This window comes from Rhabdothermincola sediminis (genome assembly GCF_014805525.1).
In the GTDB taxonomy this organism is placed as follows: domain Bacteria; phylum Actinomycetota; class Acidimicrobiia; order Acidimicrobiales; family Acidimicrobilacustridaceae; genus Rhabdothermincola; species Rhabdothermincola sediminis.
In genome coordinates this window covers 97,703-114,282 of the sequence record NZ_JACFSZ010000005.1, presented here as the reverse complement: position 1 = coordinate 114,282, position 16,580 = coordinate 97,703, and the positions used below count along the sequence as shown (strand labels likewise).

Below are 16,580 nucleotides of genomic sequence, written 5' to 3'. Positions count from 1 at the left end.
CGACCCTCGGCGCCGGCTGCCGGTCTCAACCGAACAGGCTCGGGGGTTCGTCGGCGGCGACGAGGGGTGCGCCGGGCGGCGCGGCCAGGCCCAGGTGGCGCCAGGCCGCGGGCATCGCCACCCGGCCCCGAGGGGTGCGCATGAGCAGCCCCTGCTGGATGAGGAACGGCTCGTACACGTCCTCCACGGTCTCGGTGGCCTCACCCACCGAGATGGCCAACGTCGACAGGCCGACCGGCCCTCCACCGAAACGCTCGCAGACCGCAGCCAGGATGGCCCGATCGACCTTGTCCAGCCCCAGATCGTCGACCCCGAACAGGGCCAGGCCATCCCGGGCGGTGGCGGTGTCAACCGCCCCGTCGCCCCGCACCTCGGCGAAGTCGCGCACCCGCCGCAGCAACCGGTTGGCGATGCGCGGGGTGCCTCGGGCCCGACGGGCGATCTCTGCCGCGCCGTCGGCGTCGACGGCCACCCCCAAGATGCCAGCGGCCCGGTTGACGATCGCCTCCAGCTCGGGCGCGGTGTAGTAGTCGAGCCTGGCCACCAGCCCGAAGCGGTCCCGGAGCGGGCCGGTGATGAGGCCCGTGCGCGTGGTGGCACCCACGAGGGTGAAGCGTGGCAGGTCGAGGCGGATCGACCGGGCGGCTGGACCCTTGCCCAGCACGATGTCGAGCTGGAAGTCCTCCATCGCCGGGTAGAGGACCTCCTCGACGTTGCGCGACAGGCGGTGGATCTCATCGATGAACAGCACGTCGCCTTCGTCGAGGCGGGTGAGGATCGCGGCCAGATCGCCGGCCCGCTCCAGCGCGGGGCCGGAGGTCACGTGGAGGGTGACACCCATCTCGACGGCGACGATGGCCGCGAGGGTGGTCTTGCCCAGACCGGGAGGCCCGGCGAAGAGCAGGTGGTCGACGGCCTGGCCACGGCGGCGGGCCGCCTCCAGGATGATCGCCAGGTGCTCCTTCAGCTCTCCCTGGCCCACGAAGTCCTCGAGCCGGCGAGGTCGCAGGCCTGCATCGTCCGCGAGCTCGAGCTCGAGGTCGTCGGGGGTCGGGTCAGGGCTCAAGAGCTCGTCGCGCATCGCACCCTCCGGATCAACCCACCGCCAGCCGTTGCAGCGCCACCTTCAGCAGCTCGGCGGGATCGCCGTCGTCGGGCAGCTCACGTACCACGTCGACCACCTCGTCGGGCGCGTAGCCGAGGTTCGCGAGCGCGTCGCGGACATCGGCACGGGCGGACCGCGCGGCCCGGCCACCCCCGCCCGCATCCGACGAAGCCGTCGCCGCGGTCTCGAGGCCCGGCACGTCGAGGCGTGACTTGAGCTCGACCAGCAGGCGGGCCGCGGTCTTCTTGCCGATGCCCGGCACGAGGCAGAGCGCGGCCAGGTCGTCGTCGGCCAGCACCCGCTGCAGCGCCGGCGGCGAGTGGACGGCGAGGATGGCGAGGCCCAGCGCCGGGCCTACCCCGTGGGCGCCGATCAGCGCCTCGAAGCACGCTCGCTCCTCGCGGGACAGGAACCCGTAGAGGGTCTCGACGTCGTCGCGGCGGTGGTGGTGGACGTAGAGGAACACCTCGTCGCCCGGCTCGCCCGCCTCCACCACCGTGGTGGGGGTGACCGTCACCCGGTAGCCGACGCCGGCCACCTCGACGAGCAGCTCACCGTCGCCAGCCCGCTCGACCAGCGTGCCCCGCAGCGAGCCGATCACGGCCTGACCCCCCTGGCTGTGGCCGCGTGCAGTGGCGCCATCGCGAGGTGGCACAGCGCCACCGCCGCGGCGTCGGCAGCATCCGGTGGGTGCGGGACGGCGGGCAGATCGAGGAGGGTCTGCACCATGCGCTGCACCTGTGCCTTGGTCGCGCCGCCATAGCCCGCGACGGCTTGCTTGACCTCGTTGGGCGAGTACTGCGCCACCTCACAGCCCGCGGCCGCGGCCTCGGCCATGGCCAGTCCGCTCGCCTGTCCGACGGCCATCGCCGTGCGGACGTTGATGGAGAACAGGACCCGCTCCACGGCGACCGCCGCCGGCCGGAACTCCGCCAGCAGGGCCCGGAGCTCCCGCTGGAGCTCCGCCAGTCGGTGATGGATCGGCGAACTCGCCGGCGTGGTGAGTACCCCGATTGCCACGGCGCGGCCACCACCTCTCCCGCCTTCCTCGATGACCGCGTAGCCGCACCGGGACACACCGGGGTCGATGCCGAGGACGAACACCTGTACGACGCTAGCGGCCGGGGACCGCCCATGGGTGGACCGTCCCGCCAGAGCCTCCGCTGCCAGCACACCCCGCCAGCCGGAGGGCTCGCGCCCGCTGGGTGCTACAGGAGCTGAGGCTGCTGCCGATGAATCCTTGTGACCACCACGACCGAACCCGCGCCCTCGCCGGGGATCGGCGCCTCCGTCCTGGACCCGGACCTGGTCGTCGAGGTGCGCAACGTGACCCGCCGGTTCGGACGGGTCCCCGCGCTGTCCGATCTCAACCTCCTCGTCCCCCGCGGCCGCATCACGGTGCTGCTGGGTCCGAACGGTGCCGGCAAGACCACCGCCATCCGCATCGTCACCGGCGCGCTGAACGCCGACCGGGGCTACGTGCGCACCTTCGGGGCGGACCCGAACGTCCTCGGTGAGGAGGTGCGCCGGCGATGCGGGGTGGTGTCGGCGAAACCCGCCCTCTACGACCGCCTGTCGGGATGGGACAACCTCCAGTACGCGGCGGAGCTCTACGGCCTCGGCCGCAACGCGGTCGGCCCCATCCGGGAGGCGGCGGCACGGTTCGGGATCCTCGAGGCGCTCGACCAACAGGTGGGCGGCTACTCGACGGGGATGAAGACCCGCCTGGCATTGGCCCGCTCGGTGCTGCACGATCCCGAGCTGCTGCTCTTCGACGAACCGACGTCGGGGCTGGATCCGGAGTCCTCCCACGCGGTGCTCGAGCTCATCCGGGAGATGACCTCCGACGGGCGCACGGTGATCATGTGCACCCACCTGCTGATCGAGGCGGAGGGCCTCGCCGACCAGATCGTGGTCCTCGAGAACGGCAGCGATCTGCTCACCGGGACCCAGGAGGAGCTGACCCGCCGCTACTGGCCCCACGACACCGTCCACCTCGACGCGGAGGATCCCTCGATGCTCGACCGGGCCCGCAACTGGGAGGGAGTCCTCTCCCTCCAGCACGTCGAGACCGCGAGAGGCCCACGGGTCGAGCTGCAGCTCGACGATCTCCGACGGGTGCCTGACCTGATCTCCCGGCTGGCGGCGGAAGGGGTGCGGCTCACCCGGGTCGAGCCGCACCAGCCCACCCTCGAGGACCTCTACTTCGCGGTACGAGCCGAACGCCGGGCACAGGCCGTGGGAGTCCAGCCGTGAACACCCAGCGGATGTTCACGGTCATGCGCACGGACCTGAAGCAGCTCGTCCAGTCGAAGGACTTCTGGATCCCGATGGTGCTGCTCGGCGGGTTCTTCTTCGTCGGCGTGCCGGCGTTGATGCTCTCGATCATCAACAACCTCGGGAACGTCGACGCCGTCCAGCAGGTGTCCCAGGCGCTCGAGATGCTCCCGAAGTCCGCGCAGGACGCGGTGCCGCAAGCACCGGCACAGACCCAGGTGTCCTACGTGCTGGCGGTGTACCTGTTCGCCCCCATAGCGGTGGTGGTACCCCTCACCATCTCCACCGCGGTGGGCGCCTCCACGATCGTGGGCGAGCGCGAGCGCGGCACCGGGGAGTTCCTGGCCCACTCCCCGGCGGACGTCCGCGAGATCTACCTCGGCAAGCTCCTCGCCAGCCTGATACCCGGCTACGTGACCACCGTCGTGGGCTTCGGGGTCTACTCGCTGCTGGTGAACACCATCGTGGGCCCGGACGTCGGCGGCTGGTTCTTCCCGACCCCGTCGTGGTGGCTGCTGATCATCTGGGTGCTGCCCCCGTTCCTCGCCTTGGCGCTCTCGCTGGTGCTGCGACTGTCCGCACGGGTCAAGAGCACTGCCGCGGCACAGCAGGCATCCGGGCTGGTGACCCTGCCGCTCATCCTCATCGCCTACGGGCAGTCCACCGGTGCGCTGCTGGGCTCCGGGACACCGGTGCTTTCGCTGACCATCGGGGTCATCGCCTGGGCCATCGCCCTGACCAGCCTCGCCACCGGCTTCCGATCGCTCACCCGAGCCCGCCTGCTCGGCGTGGCGAACGAGCAGTAGGGCCCCGATTCGGCCCGCCGGCGGAGCGGCCGACCACCGAGACCTTCCGGAGCGCGGGGAGCAGGCCGCGACCCCGGGCTCGGGTCAGGTGGCGGGGAGGGAGCCCAGGACGTCGACCAGCTCGTCGACCGAGCGGAACGTCAGGCCCGAGGGCGACCGGTGCGCCCAACGGACCACGCCGTCGCCGTCGATCACGAACACGGAGCGGCGGTAGAAGCCGAGCGGGCCGAGGATCCCGTAGGCACGGCCGACCGCCTTGTCCTCGTCGGACAGGAGCGGGAACGCGAACCCCCCTTCCGCCGCAGCGAAGGCCTCGTGCTCGTCGACCGACTGGGGGCTGATCGCCAGCACCGCGGCGCCCAGGGTGGCGAACCGGCCGATGTCCGCGCTGTACGTCGCGAGCTGGACGGTGCACACCGGCGAGCGGTCAGCCGGGTAGAACACCAGCACCACGGGCTGACCGTGGAGCTCCGAGAGCGAGTACGACCGCCTCCCCGCGGCCGTGCCGTCGGTGCCGGGCAGCGTGAAGTCCGGTGCGGGCTCGCCGATGCCCAGGGGCACGGTCAGGCTTCCACCGACATCCCGGAGAGGATCTCGTCAGGGATGTCGAAGTTCGCGTAGACGTCCTGCACGTCGTCGTTGTCCTCGAGCGCGTCCATGACCCGCAACACCGCCTTGGCCGCTTCGGTGGTCTCGATCGGGACGGTGGTGGTCGGCAGCATCGTGGTGTCCGCCGACTCGAACGCGATCCCCTCGGCTTCGAGCGCGGCGCGCACCGCGGGGAGATCGCCCGGTGCGCAGGTGACCCGCCAGGTGTCTCCCTCGTCGGTGAGGTCCTCGATGCCGGCGTCGAGCGCGGCGAGCATGATGTCGTCCTCCTCCACGGACTTCGGCACGATCACCACGCCCTTGCGTTCGAACTGCCATGCCACCGAACCCGGCTCCGCGATGGAGCCACCGTTCTTCTTGAGCAGCGATCGGATCTCCGACCCGGTCCGGTTGCGGTTGTCGGTGAGCACGTCGATGAGCACGGCCACGCCATTGGGCGCGTAGCCCTCGTAGGTGATCGACTCGTAGGTGACGCCTTCGAGCTCACCGGTGCCGCGCTTGATGGCCCGCTCGATGGTGTCGAGGGGGACGGAGTTGTCACGGGCCTTCTGGTACATGGTGCGCAGCGTCGGGTTGGCATCGGGGTCGCCACCCCCCTCGCGTGCTGCCACCTCGACCTGCCGGATCAACTTGGCGAAAAGCTTCCCGCGCGCCTTGTCCTGCGCGCCCTTCTTGTGCTTGATCGTGGCCCACTTGGAATGACCCGACATTCGCCTCTACCTCTCCGGTGTGTCCGTCACGGCGTGCGATCCGGACAGGAACAGCTCGTGGATGCGCAGATCGTCCGAGAGCTCGGGGTGGAACGCGGTGGCGAGCACGGGACCCTGCCGGCACACCACCGGCCGACCGTCGATGACGCCGAGCACCTCGACCCCCGGACCCGACCACTCGACGTATGGAGCTCGGATGAAGACCCCGTGGAAGGGCTGGTCACCGATGGCGGCGACGTGCACCTCGGCTTCGAAGGAGTCGACCTGGCGGCCGAACGCGTTGCGCCTGACCGCGATGTCGAGCGCCCCGAACGACCGCTGGTCTGCCCGACCGTCGAGCACGTCGTTGGCCAGGAGGATCATGCCGGCGCAGGTTCCCAGAGCCGGCATCCCACCCGCAAGCCGCGACGCGATCGCGTCGAACAGGTGGTTGGCCTCCAGGAGCTTGGAGATCGCGGTGGACTCCCCTCCCGGGATGACCAGTGCGTCGACCCCAACGAGATCCTCCTGCGTGCGGACCTCGATGGCCGCGACACCGAGTCGCTCGAGCGCGCGGGTGTGCAGGGCGAAGGCACCCTGCAACGCGAGCACACCGACCTTCACCGCCACGGCACCGCCGGAGTCACGAGCCACGCTCGTGGCGAGATCACCAGCCCCGCTCAGCCAGCTTCGTGTCGAGGCCGCCGATCTCGAGGCCCGGCATGGCCTCACCCAGACCGCGGCTCACCTTCGCCAGGATCTCGGGGTCGCGGTAGTTCGTCGTGGCCTCCACGATGGCCCGGGCCCGGCGAGCGGGCTCGCTCGACTTGAAGATCCCCGAGCCGACGAAGACCGCCTCGGCGCCGAGCTGCATGACCAGCGCGGCGTCGGCAGGGGTGGCGATGCCCCCCGCGCAGAACAGCGGGACGGGTAGGCGGCCCGTCCCCGCCACCTCCTGCACGAGAGGCAAGGGAGCCTGCAGCCGCTTCGCCCAGTCGAAGACCTCGGCGGCATCGGCCTGCGTCAGGCGCCGGATGTCGCCGAGGATCGAGCGCAGGTGTCGGACGGCCTCGACGATGTTGCCCGTGCCTGCCTCTCCCTTCGAACGGATCATGGCTGCACCCTCACCGATGCGCCGGAGCGCCTCGCCCAGGTTGGTGGCCCCACACACGAAGGGCACGGTGAAGGCCCACTTGTCGATGTGGTGCGCCTCGTCGGCAGGCGTGAGGACCTCGCTCTCGTCGACGTAGTCGACCCCGAGCGCCTGCAGGATCTGGGCCTCCACGAAGTGGCCGATCCGGGCCTTGGCCATGACCGGGATGGTCACGGCGGCCTTGATGCCCTCGATCATCTCGGGGTCGCTCATGCGCGCCACCCCGCCGTCTCGCCTGATGTCGGCCGGTACCCGCTCGAGGGCCATGACCGCCACCGCGCCCGCGTCCTCGGCGATCCTCGCCTGGTCGGGATCGACGACGTCCATGATGACGCCGCCCTTGAGCATCTCGGCCAAGCCTCGCTTGACCAGCATGGTGCCGGTCTCGCGCCCGGAGGCCGGGTCGGTGGTGTGGTCTGCCATGCCGCCAGTCTACGGCCGACGGGCACGGCTCCCGGCAGTGATTGCCGGTCGCACCAGGTCAGCGGCGATACATGAGCAGCTCGGCGGCGGTCGACGCGTCGAGCGGGAGCACCGGGGCGCCGGTACGCGGGAGTGCCACCCAGGTGCGCCCGGGGGCAAGCTTGATGGGATTGCCCGCGTCATCTCGCAGCGTCCAGCGGTCCAGCGGTGTGGGCCGCTCCCAGGTCCCGCTGATCACCCTCCCGCGGGTGAGTACCAAGGCCTGCCCGCTCCCGGTGCTCACCGCCATCGGCGAGCGAGCGTCCGCCGGGCTGGTCCCGTAGTCGAGGAACAGGATGACGACGTTGGGGGGCGACACCTGGACGCCAGCGCCGTCCACGGTGGCGCTCTCGGGCCGGGGGTGGCGCTCGTCGATCTGGAAGCGGTCCCAGCCGCTGCGCTCCGCGTCCCACACGTACTCCGCCCGCACGCTCAGGCCGAAGTCGATCACCGCCCCTGCCGCCTCGACCCCCTGGGTCGAGACCTCACCGGGCGTCGCGTACTCGAAAAGGGGGGGCGGCGCCGTGGCTCCCTCCGGCGCTGCGTGGTCGCGGAGCGGGCCGAGGGCCGTGTAGAGGTTGTGCGGCGCCCGGCGAGCGCCGTCGCGCCAGTAGTCGCCGGGGAACGCGTTGTAGCCGGCGTCGACGAGGAACCCGTTGTGCGCCGCCCCGAGGATCTCGGCCGTCACCCCGGGGTTCCCACCTGACCAGGCGATCAACGGCCGGTTCAGGTTGGCCAGCAGCGGTGGGTCGGAGCTCCGACCGGAGCGGACCGGCCCGACCCGGTCGGGAAGCTGCGAGTGGTACACGAGCGCGTAGCGGGTGATCCCTTCGACGAGCAGCTCGTAGACCACGTCGGCCTCGTTGATGCCGTCCTGCGGGCGGGCATCGGGGCTGTTGTCCATCTTCACCACCACCACCGGCCGGCCCGCCGCGGCCGGATCGTCGATCGGCAGGCCCGTGAGCGGGTAGGTCGGGGCCGGAGCTGTCGAGGTGGTCGGGCTGTTGGTGGCCGGCGCAGCCGACGAGGGGGGAGCAGCAGCCTCCACCGGCTTGGTGCCATCGCCACACGAGGTGCTGAGCAGGGCGAGCGAGGCGATCAGAGCAGCGCCCGGGAGCGGGGCGAGAAGCCGAGAGCGTCGACGCACGTGAACCTCCGTCATGACCCGGCGGGCCGGGACCCAGGTCTCCACCCGGGCCTGCACTGTAGGAAGCTCGCGAGTCGCGGTGGTGGATCCCTCAGACGGGTCGGTCGAACGCACTCGGTGCCGAACCGCACGGTCGGTCAACGACTCTGGCCCGTATAGCGCCCTGCGCGGCGGAGCCGCGCGCCACGTGTGGTGCCATCGACAGCACCGATCGCGAGAAATGAGCCAAAGGGCCCAGCCCCAACCGGCTCAGCCGACGTCGACGTTCGTGCCCACCGGCACCAGCGCCACCCACGTGCGGCCGGCGGTCAGCGTCACGGGCTGGCCGGCGGCATCCTGGTACGCCGCCATCCGGGTGGGATCGGGTCGGGACCACGTCCCGGCGATCACCGCTCCCTCGGTGAACACCAGCGCGTCCCCCTCCCCCGTCGTCTCGGCCTCCGGCACGGGGTTGCCCGCCGAGTCGCGTGCCCCCGAGTCCACGTAGCGCACGAACTGGACGATCACGTTCGCCGGCGCGACCTGGGAGCCGTCGGTGTCGACGTGCTCCGTCCCGTTCTGCCAGCGGAGCCAGCCCCGCCGGCTCGGGTCCCAGCGGTACTCGATCCTGGTCCCGGTGGCCCCGAACGAGAACCCCCCGGTGGCGGCCGGGAGGGCCCCGGCCGGCGGCACGGCTCGCGAGCCCGGCGCGGCGAACGACGCGAACGGGGCGGGCGGTGAGCCGCCGGCGGGTGCCCGGGCCCACAGCGCGGGCGTGGAAGTGAACAGGTTGTTCGGTGCCTTGCGGCCGGGGAGCCGTTCGTAGTCGGACGGCGCCGCATCGAAGCCGACATCGACTAAGGGGGCCGCTCGTACCAATTCCAGGAAGATCCGGTTGGCTCCCGAATAGGCGAAGAGCGGGCGATCGAGCGCGTCGATCAGTGAAAGGTCGGTGGTGCGGGCCGAGCGGACCGGACCCACCAGCGGCGCGTCGGTGGAGTGGAAGACGGCGACGAAGCGCGAGATGTTGCCCTCGACCTTCTCCTCGATCACCACATCGGCTTGGTTGATACCGGCCTGCGGGCGGGCCAGCCCCTCCGCGTTGTCGATCTTGACCACCAGCGCCACCCGCTCGAGGGCAGCTGGGTCGGCTGGGAGCCCCGTCAGCGGGGCCAGCGGCGCTGGTGCCGGCACGGTGGTGGTGGTCTCGGCCACCGGTGCCCCCGGGCCGGCCTGCTCGACCTGTTCGCCGCCACGGGCGGCAAGCAGGAAGACCGCCGCCGCCAGGAGCCCACCGGCCAGGCTCCCACCGCCGGCGAGCACGGCCCGGCGGCGACCTGAGGTCGCGCTCACAGCTCCCGCAGCGCGGCGATCCGCTCCTCGATGGGAGGATGGGTGTCGAACAGGTGAGACCACCGGTGCTTGCGCCGGTTCTCGCCCTCGTACTGCGGCATCGGTTCCTCGATCCAGAGATGGGCGGTGGCCCGGTTGTTCTCCCGCACCACCGTGTGGTCGTCACGGAGCTTCTCGAGCGCCGCGATCAGCCCCGGTGGATAGCGGGTGATCTCGACCGCGGACATGTCGGCGAGCGACTCGCGCCGGCGGCTCACCGCGAACTGCATGAGTGTGGCAGCGAGTGGCGCCAGAGCGATGAACACCAGTGAGATCAGCGCGATCAGGCCTCCCGCACTGCCCTGATGGTCGTTGCGGCGTCCCCCGAACACGAAGAAGCGGATGCCCAGGTCCGAGATCAACGCGATGGCGCCCACCATGATGACCGCGAGGGTTGAGACGAGGATGTCGTAGTTCTTGATGTGGCTCAGCTCGTGAGCCAGGACCCCCTCGAGCTCGATGCGGTTCATCTTCTCGAGCAGACCCGAAGTGACCGCGATCGCGGCGTGCTTGGGGTCGCGCCCGGTCGCGAAGGCGTTCGGCGCAGGATCGTCGATCACGTACAAGCGCGGCTTGGGCAGGCCTGTGGCGATGCAGAGACCTTCGACGAGGTTGTGCAGGCGCGCGTACGTCTCGGGATCCGCGGGCCGGGCACGGGTGACCGCGAGCGCCACCTTGTCCGAGTTCCAGTAGGAGCCCACCGCCATGGCGATCGCCACCCCGAGCGCGATGGCGATGCCGGCCCAGCCGAACTGGAACAACCACATGAACACCGCCCCCACCGCGGTGAGCAGGAGCACGAAGATCAGGATCAGCGCCGCGGACCGGCGCTTGTTCTGCTTGACCTGTTCGTACAGCGGAGCCCCCGATCAGAACGAGACGCTGACCGGACCCCGCGACTCGTCGTCTGCCTCGAAGAACTCGCGCTCGGTGAAGCGGAAGGGGCCTGCGATCAGCAGAGCCGGGAAGGTCTGGATCTTGGTGTTGTACTTGTAGACCTGGTCGTTGTAGTACTGCCGGGCGTACGCGATGCGCCCCTCCGTGCCGGTCAGCTCCTCCTGCAGCGCCAGGAAGTTCTGGTTCGCCTTCAGGTCCGGGTAGGCCTCGGAGACCGCGAACAACGACTTGAGGGCGCCGGTGAGCACGTTCTCGGCCTCGGCCTGCTGGTGCGGCCCCTCCGCCGCGACGGCCATGTTCCGAGCCTGGGTGACCTTCTCGAGCGTCTCTCGCTCGTGAGCGGCGTAGCCCTTCACCGTCTCGACGAGGTTCGGGATGAGGTCGTAGCGCCGCTTGAGCTGTACGTCGATCTGCGCCCACGCGGCATCGATGCGGTTACGGAGCCGCACGAGGCTGTTGTAGAGGGCGATCACGATGATCACCAGCAGCACGACGATCCCGAGCAGGATCAGTGCGATCAGCATCCGATCATCATACCGAGGGGTCGCTCACGCCATGCCGGCACGCTCGAGCACCTTCGTGTACAGCGCCAGGTAGACCTCGGCCAGGTGGTCCATGGAGAACTCCGACGCCCGGCGCTCGCCGGAGGCCACGAGCTCCTCGGCCAACTCCCGGTCCGAGAGGATGCGGCGCAGCGCGGCGGCCAGCGCGGAAGCCTCGCCGGGCGGGACCAGCAGCGCGTCCCGACCCTTGCGGGCGACGTTGGCGTAGCCCGGCAGGTCGCTGGCCACGACGGGGGTCTGCGCGGCCATCGCTTCGAGGAGGACCACACCGAAGGACTCGCCTCGCAGAGACGGCGCGCAGAACACGTCGGCCGCTCGCATCCGCCGAGCCTTCTCGTGATCCGAGATACGTCCCAGCCACTCGATGCGCGGATCGCCCGCCGAGCGGGCCTTGAGCTCTGCCGTCTCGGGGCCGTCGCTGCCGACCCACAGCCGCACGGTCGCGGGGAGCTCCGCCATCGCTTCGAGCAGGACGGCCAACCCCTTACGGGGCTCGTGGCGCCCGACGAAGAAGATGGTGGGGGCGTCAGTGGGCCAGGGCTCCGCCTTGGCGAAGCTGTCGACCTCGACCCCGTTGAACACCAGCTCGTACTCCCCGCCCAGGGCGTCGAAGGCCATGCGCTTCGCGTCCTCGGAGACCGCGCAGCGGTGATCGAGCTTGTTGGCACCCCAGCGCACCAGCGGGTTCAGCCACCGGTACGCCGCGGACCCACCAGCGGCGTGGAACGTGCCCACCAGGGGCTGCGACTTGAACAGCAGCGCGGTCTGGGTGGGGCCCGGGCAGAGCGGCTCGTGCAGGTGGACGATGTCGAACGCTTCGTCCCGCAGCGCCCGGATGGTGCGGAGCTGCGCCGGGACGTCAGGGGCGATCGGAGCGATGGAACCGTTCGCCGCCGTGGGCAGGCTGTTGCCGAGCGGGGTCACGCCACCGTCCGGCGGCGGCCCGTCGCAGGGGCCCAGCACCCGTGTGTCGTGCCCCATCTGCCGCAAGGCGCGTGCGAGCCCGAGCACCTGGCCTTGCACCCCACCCGGGACGGTGAGGCTGTACGGGCAGATGACGCCGATACGCATCGACGTCACGCTACGGGCAGATCGCGGCCGGTCACCAATGTGGGACCGACCTGCCCGGCCGGGCGGCAGACTTTCCGATGGCTTCGAGGGCTTCGTGATCGCTCGGCCAGTTGGGCTGCTGGAGGTGCCACTGCTCCGGAGCGACCCGGATCAGGTCTTCCAGCTCGCGGGCCAGCCGCTGCGTCCCCCGGACCACGTCCGCTCGGAAGCGGCCCTGCCGCTCCAAGGGCAGGGCAGGACGGACGACCCCGACGTGGCGGTGGCCGGCGAAGTAGACGGCGGTGGGGTGCAGCGGCGCGCCGGTGCGCAGCGCAAGGGTCACGGGACCGGCGGGAAGGGTGGTGCGCTCCCCGAAGAAGTCGACCGCGACCCCGTCGCCGTGGATGTCGCGATCGGCGAGCAGGCACACCACGTGGCGCTCCTTGATGGCCCGCAGCACCTCGGCCCCAGCCGCCGGGCCCAGAGTGACGATGTTCATCCCCAACGCCTGGCGGAACCGGACGAAGAAATCGAACAGCTCCCGGGGCTCGAGCGGCTCGACCACCACCGTCACCGGGATCTCCATCACCCGGGTCAACCAGAAGCCCGCCCACTCCCAACCACCGAGGTGCGGGAGCACGATGATCGGGCCGATGCCCCGCTCGCGAGCTTCCACGAGGTGATCGAAGCCCCGGTACTGGAAGCCGGCGTCGAGCGTACCGAGCGACACACCGGGCAGGCGGAACGAGTCCACCCAGTAACGGGCGTACGAGGCGAACGTGGCCACGACGCAGCGGCGCAGGTCCCGCCCCCCGAAATCGTCGCCGTACACCCGGCGCAGGTTCCGCTCGACGAGCAGACGCCGCTCTTTCGAGACCTCGGCGGCGACGACGCTGCCGGCCAGGGCGGCGGCATCCGCGACCGGCCGCGGGACGCTACGGACGAAGTGGTACGCCGCCTTGTACGCGGTGGAGACCGGTTCGACCTTCACGAGCCGGTGGGCGGGCGCCCGCTAGCCCCGGCGATCGCGGAACCGCTGCGGCCAGGACGTCGCTGCCTGCCGGGTGGCGCGGCTTCGCGAGACCCGCCGCCTGCTGCGGCGCCGGCGAGTGGGTGCCGCGACCGGCCGATCGGCACTCGCCTGGCGCCAGACCTTCACGAACCGCTGCCCGGCGGTGACCACCGTGAGCACCAGCATCACGATCAACACCGGCACGAGCAGCGCGTCGAACAGCAAGCCGATGCCCAGCAGCGCGAGCCGCTCGGCGCGCTCCATCAACCCGCCCCTGGCGTCGTAGCCGAGCGCTTCCGCCTTGGCCCGCTCGTAGGAGATGAGCATGGTCGCGGCCAGGACCGCCATGGGAAGGACCGGCGAGTACCCGCTGCTGGTGGCCGCGAGGTACCAGGCCACGCCACCGAGCAGAAAGGCGTCGGACACCCGGTCCATGACGGAGTCGAAGAACGCGCCCCTCGGCGATGCCATGCCCGAGGCCTTGGCGACCGCCCCATCGAGGACATCGGGCACCGCGGTGAGCAGGAGCAGCGCGAAGCCCAACCGGAGCTGTCCGGCGCCGATGGCCACCGCGGCGGCCACGCTCATCACCACGCCGACGGTGGTGAGGTGATCGGCGGTCACGCCCGTTCGACGCAGGCTCGCTCCGACGGGTCGCAGACCCTTCTCGAAGCTGGCCCGCCAACGTCCGTCGAGCATGTGGTGCTCCTGATCCGGGGACGGGGTTCGGGCCAGGGTACCAGCAGAGCGGCCGGTGCGAAGGGTTCATGCTCACCGGAGCAGCCGTGCCGAGTGCAGCGTACGCTTCCGCGCACCAGCGGTCGCGACTCGGGAGGTCGAGCCTCCCGGGAAAGGGGGAGGCTGTGAAGCCGTTCTCACCTGACAGGATCCGCAACGTGGCCTTGGTGGGTCACGGGGGTGCCGGCAAGACCAGCCTGGCCGAGGCCCTGCTGCTGGAAGCCGGCGCCATCTCCCGCTTCGGTCGGGTGGAAGACGGCGCTGCCGTGTGCGACTTCGACCCAGAGGAACAGAAGCGGGGCATCTCCATCTCGCTCGCCCTGGCGCCCTTCGAGTGGAAGGGTCACAAGGTCAACCTCATCGACACGCCCGGCTATGCGGACTTCGAAGGGGAGGCATTGGCCGCGCTCCGAGTGGCCGACCTGGCGGTGTTCGTGGTGAGCGCGGTCGAGGGAGTGGAGGTCCAGCACGAGCGGCTCTGGAAGGCGGCCCAGGCAATGGGCATCCCCCGGATGATCTTCGTGAACAAGCTGGACCGGGAACGGGCCTCGTTCGAGCGGACGCTCGACGAGCTGCGCGACCGCTTCGGCGCCGGCGTGGCGCCTCTCGAGCTGCCGATCGGTGCCGAAGACTCGTTCCGGGGCGTCGCCGACCTGCTGACCGACCGGGCCTACGTGTACGACGATGGCCGAGCCACGGTGGAGGAGATCCCCGAGGACATGGAGGACCTGGAGCACCAGGTGCACGACAACCTCGTCGAGGGCATCGTGGTGGCGGACGACACGCTGCTCGAGCGGTACCTGGACGGAGACGTGCCCAGCGCCGAAGAGCTCGAGCGGACCTTGGCCGTGGGCGTCGACCAGGCCACGGTGTTCCCGGTGGTGTGCGGTTCGGCGACCGCACGGGTGGCAATCGATCGGCTGGCCGACTTCCTCTGCGAGATCGGGCCCTCCCCGCTCGACCGGCCGCCGGTCCCCGTGCGGGCGGGCGAGTCCACCGTCACGGTGTCCCCCGATCCCGAAGCCGAGCCGCTGGCGTTCGTGTTCAAGACGGTGGCCGATCCGTACGTCGGGCAGCTCTCGCTGTTCAAGGTCCTCTCGGGGACCATCCGGCCCGACGACCACCTGCTCAACCCCCGTTCCGGGGCAGACGAGCGACTCCACGGACTGTTCACGCTGCGCGGACGCGAGCACCTCGACGTCACCGAGCTGCCGGCCGGCGACATCGGCGGGGTAGCGAAGCTGAGCGCCACACGCACGGGCGACACCCTCACCGCCAAGGGCATTCCGGTCATAGTCGAGCCGATCGAGTGGCCCGAGCCAGTGCTGGCCATCGCGGTGCGGGCTCGCACCCAAGCCGACGACGACAAGTTGGCCAACGCGCTGCACCGCCTGGTCGAGGAAGATCCGGCGATCGTCGTCGAGCGCGACGACGAGACCCACCAGACCCTGCTCAAGGGCAGTGGCGAAACCCACCTCCAGATCACCCTCGAACGCCTCGAGCGCAAGTTCGGGGTGAACGTCGACACCGAGGAGGTGCGGGTCGCGTACCGTGAGACCATCACCGCCAGCGCGGAAGCCGAAGGGAAGTACAAGAAGCAGAGCGGGGGGCATGGGCAGTTCGGCGTGGCCACGATCCGTATCGAGCCACTCGAGCGCGGCGGCGGGTTCGAGTTCGTCGACCAGATCGTCGGGGGGGCGATTCCCCGGCAGTTCATCCCGGCGGTGGAGAAAGGCATCGAGGAGACGATGGCGGAGGGAGGGGTGCACGGCTTCCCGGTCGTGGATGTGCGGGTCATTTGCACCGACGGCAAGTACCACTCGGTCGACTCCTCGGAGATGAGCTTCAAGATGGCCGGCCGCCTGGCCTTCAGGGAGGCCATGGCCAAGGCCTCACCGGTGATCCTGGAGCCGATCTCCCTGCTCGAGGTCACCGTCCCTTCCGAGCTGCAGGGTGACGTGATGGGCGACCTCAACAGCCGCCGCGCCCGGGTCCAGGGCACCGAGATGGCCGACACCGGGGAGCAGACGATCGTGGCGCTGGTCCCGACCTCCGAGCTGCGCCGCTACGCGATCGACCTGCGCTCCAAGACCGGGGGCCGGGGCCGATTCCGGGCTCGCCACGACCACTACGACATCCTCCCCCCGAACCTGGTGGCCACGGTGGCCGCCGAGAGCACCGCGAGCTGAGCCCGTGGCCGCACTCGACCTGTCCCACCTCACCCCTCCGGATGCGGTCGCCGCCCTGCGTTCCTACCCGCGGCGGTTCCGGTCGCTGATCCGGCCCCTCGCCGATGACGAGGACATCGACGAGATCGCGCACCGCGCTGGGCGCGACGGGCGCTCGGTGGTGCAGGTGGTCTCCGACCTCACGCGCACCTTCGTGCTCCTCGAGCATGCCCTCCAGCAGATCGCGGTCGACGACGATCCCGTCCTGCACCCCGCGGTGCTCGAGCGCGGGTCCCGTCACTGGGAGACCGAGCCGCCCGGGTCGGTCGATGAGGCGCTCACCCTGCTCGCCGATGCCGCCGACGCGCTCGCCGAGCGGACCGCGACGCTGCCGGCGAAGGCCTGGCAGCGAACCGCCCGGGTGGCGGGTGGCGGATCGGTCACGGCGCTGGAGGTGGCCCGGGACGCGGTGGGTGCCGGCCGGGACGGCCTCGACGACGTCGAGCGCATCATGCGGGAGGTTCGGGGCTGAC

General features: G+C 70.7%; 18 protein-coding genes. 4 read left to right on the top strand and 14 right to left on the bottom strand.

Annotation, left to right across the window (positions count from 1 at the left end; genetic code table 11):
* Positions 1-25: 25 nt before the first annotated feature.
* Genes ruvB through ruvC form a run of 3 tightly spaced genes read right to left on the bottom strand, consistent with a single transcriptional unit; the run spans position 26 to position 2,209 of the window.
* Positions 26-1,081 carry a Holliday junction branch migration DNA helicase RuvB gene (gene ruvB, locus HZF19_RS05710; RefSeq protein WP_208027793.1) on the bottom strand — a complete coding sequence of 352 codons (1,056 nt, stop codon included), beginning with the start codon at positions 1,079-1,081 and terminating at the stop codon, positions 26-28.
* 13 nt (positions 1,082-1,094) lie between these two features.
* Positions 1,095-1,706, bottom strand: coding sequence for a Holliday junction branch migration protein RuvA (ruvA, locus tag HZF19_RS05705; RefSeq protein ID WP_208027792.1), 612 nt, complete (start codon positions 1,704-1,706; stop codon positions 1,095-1,097).
* A complete protein-coding gene (gene ruvC / locus HZF19_RS05700) occupies positions 1,703-2,209 on the bottom strand; it encodes a crossover junction endodeoxyribonuclease RuvC (protein WP_208027791.1) in 507 nt (168 codons plus the stop codon). Before ruvC ends, ruvA begins: the two co-directional genes overlap by 4 nt.
* 138 nt (positions 2,210-2,347) lie before the next feature.
* Here ruvC and HZF19_RS05695 point away from each other — a divergent pair, with 138 nt between their 5' ends.
* Positions 2,348-3,361: an ABC transporter ATP-binding protein gene (locus tag HZF19_RS05695; protein WP_208027790.1), complete on the top strand. Its 1,014-nt coding sequence runs from the start codon at positions 2,348-2,350 to the stop codon at positions 3,359-3,361.
* Positions 3,358-4,188 (top strand): ABC transporter permease subunit, encoded by an 831-nt coding sequence (locus tag HZF19_RS05690; protein ID WP_208027789.1) that lies wholly within the window; start codon positions 3,358-3,360, stop codon positions 4,186-4,188. Before HZF19_RS05695 ends, HZF19_RS05690 begins: the two co-directional genes overlap by 4 nt.
* 84 nt (positions 4,189-4,272) lie before the next feature.
* Here HZF19_RS05690 and HZF19_RS05685 read toward each other — a convergent pair whose 3' ends face one another.
* From HZF19_RS05685 to HZF19_RS05635, 11 genes are all read right to left on the bottom strand, one after another.
* On the bottom strand, positions 4,273-4,749 hold the full coding sequence (locus tag HZF19_RS05685) for a redoxin domain-containing protein (protein ID WP_208027788.1): 477 nt from the start codon (positions 4,747-4,749) through the stop codon (positions 4,273-4,275).
* A gap of 2 nt (positions 4,750-4,751) precedes the next feature.
* Complete coding sequence (locus HZF19_RS05680; RefSeq protein WP_208027787.1) at positions 4,752-5,507, bottom strand: YebC/PmpR family DNA-binding transcriptional regulator; 756 nt, start codon at positions 5,505-5,507, stop codon at positions 4,752-4,754.
* A gap of 6 nt (positions 5,508-5,513) precedes the next feature.
* On the bottom strand, positions 5,514-6,116 hold the full coding sequence (gene pdxT, locus HZF19_RS05675; protein ID WP_372443440.1) for a pyridoxal 5'-phosphate synthase glutaminase subunit PdxT: 603 nt from the start codon (positions 6,114-6,116) through the stop codon (positions 5,514-5,516).
* 37 nt (positions 6,117-6,153) lie between these two features.
* A complete protein-coding gene (pdxS, locus tag HZF19_RS05670) occupies positions 6,154-7,062 on the bottom strand; it encodes a pyridoxal 5'-phosphate synthase lyase subunit PdxS (RefSeq protein WP_208027785.1) in 909 nt (302 codons plus the stop codon).
* A gap of 58 nt (positions 7,063-7,120) precedes the next feature.
* Entirely contained in the window at positions 7,121-8,248 is a 1,128-nt protein-coding gene (locus HZF19_RS05665) for a DUF3048 domain-containing protein (RefSeq protein ID WP_208027784.1), read from the bottom strand.
* Positions 8,249-8,497: 249 nt separating this feature from the next.
* A complete protein-coding gene (locus tag HZF19_RS05660) occupies positions 8,498-9,580 on the bottom strand; it encodes a DUF3048 domain-containing protein (RefSeq protein WP_208027783.1) in 1,083 nt (360 codons plus the stop codon).
* Positions 9,577-10,419, bottom strand: coding sequence for a M48 family metallopeptidase (locus HZF19_RS05655; RefSeq protein WP_307781143.1), 843 nt, complete (start codon positions 10,417-10,419; stop codon positions 9,577-9,579). Before HZF19_RS05655 ends, HZF19_RS05660 begins: the two co-directional genes overlap by 4 nt.
* A 69-nt stretch (positions 10,420-10,488) precedes the next feature.
* The gene (locus tag HZF19_RS05650; protein ID WP_208027782.1) at positions 10,489-11,040 is read right to left on the bottom strand and encodes a LemA family protein; all 552 of its coding nucleotides are present in this window, start codon (positions 11,038-11,040) and stop codon (positions 10,489-10,491) included.
* 24 nt (positions 11,041-11,064) lie between these two features.
* The gene (locus tag HZF19_RS05645; RefSeq protein ID WP_208027781.1) at positions 11,065-12,150 is read right to left on the bottom strand and encodes a glycosyltransferase family 4 protein; all 1,086 of its coding nucleotides are present in this window, start codon (positions 12,148-12,150) and stop codon (positions 11,065-11,067) included.
* 31 nt (positions 12,151-12,181) lie between these two features.
* The gene (locus HZF19_RS05640; RefSeq protein WP_208027780.1) at positions 12,182-13,120 is read right to left on the bottom strand and encodes a phosphatidylinositol mannoside acyltransferase; all 939 of its coding nucleotides are present in this window, start codon (positions 13,118-13,120) and stop codon (positions 12,182-12,184) included.
* Positions 13,121-13,141: 21 nt separating this feature from the next.
* The gene (locus HZF19_RS05635; RefSeq protein WP_208027779.1) at positions 13,142-13,840 is read right to left on the bottom strand and encodes a CDP-alcohol phosphatidyltransferase family protein; all 699 of its coding nucleotides are present in this window, start codon (positions 13,838-13,840) and stop codon (positions 13,142-13,144) included.
* A 68-nt stretch (positions 13,841-13,908) separates the two neighbouring features.
* Between HZF19_RS05635 and fusA the strand changes: the two genes are divergently transcribed.
* Both fusA and HZF19_RS05625 read left to right on the top strand, forming a co-directional pair.
* Entirely contained in the window at positions 13,909-16,068 is a 2,160-nt protein-coding gene (gene fusA / locus HZF19_RS05630; RefSeq protein ID WP_268962784.1) for an elongation factor G, read from the top strand.
* Positions 16,069-16,072: 4 nt separating this feature from the next.
* Entirely contained in the window at positions 16,073-16,579 is a 507-nt protein-coding gene (locus HZF19_RS05625; RefSeq protein WP_208027777.1) for a hypothetical protein, read from the top strand.
* Position 16,580: the final 1 nt, after the last annotated feature.

Excerpts from the sequence above, each read along its gene's own strand:
- HZF19_RS05650 (WP_208027782.1), bottom strand. The coding sequence starts at position 11,040 with ATGCTGATCGCACTGATCCTGCTCGGGATCGTCGTGCTGCTGGTGATC.
- HZF19_RS05635 (WP_208027779.1), bottom strand. The coding sequence starts at position 13,840 with ATGCTCGACGGACGTTGGCGGGCCAGCTTCGAGAAGGGTCTGCGACCC.
- fusA (WP_268962784.1), top strand. The coding sequence starts at position 13,909 with ATGCTCACCGGAGCAGCCGTGCCGAGTGCAGCGTACGCTTCCGCGCAC.
- HZF19_RS05645 (WP_208027781.1), bottom strand. The coding sequence starts at position 12,150 with ATGCGTATCGGCGTCATCTGCCCGTACAGCCTCACCGTCCCGGGTGGG.
- HZF19_RS05680 (WP_208027787.1), bottom strand. The coding sequence starts at position 5,507 with ATGTCGGGTCATTCCAAGTGGGCCACGATCAAGCACAAGAAGGGCGCG.
- pdxS (WP_208027785.1), bottom strand. The coding sequence starts at position 7,062 with ATGGCAGACCACACCACCGACCCGGCCTCCGGGCGCGAGACCGGCACC.
- ruvB (WP_208027793.1), bottom strand. The coding sequence starts at position 1,081 with ATGCGCGACGAGCTCTTGAGCCCTGACCCGACCCCCGACGACCTCGAG.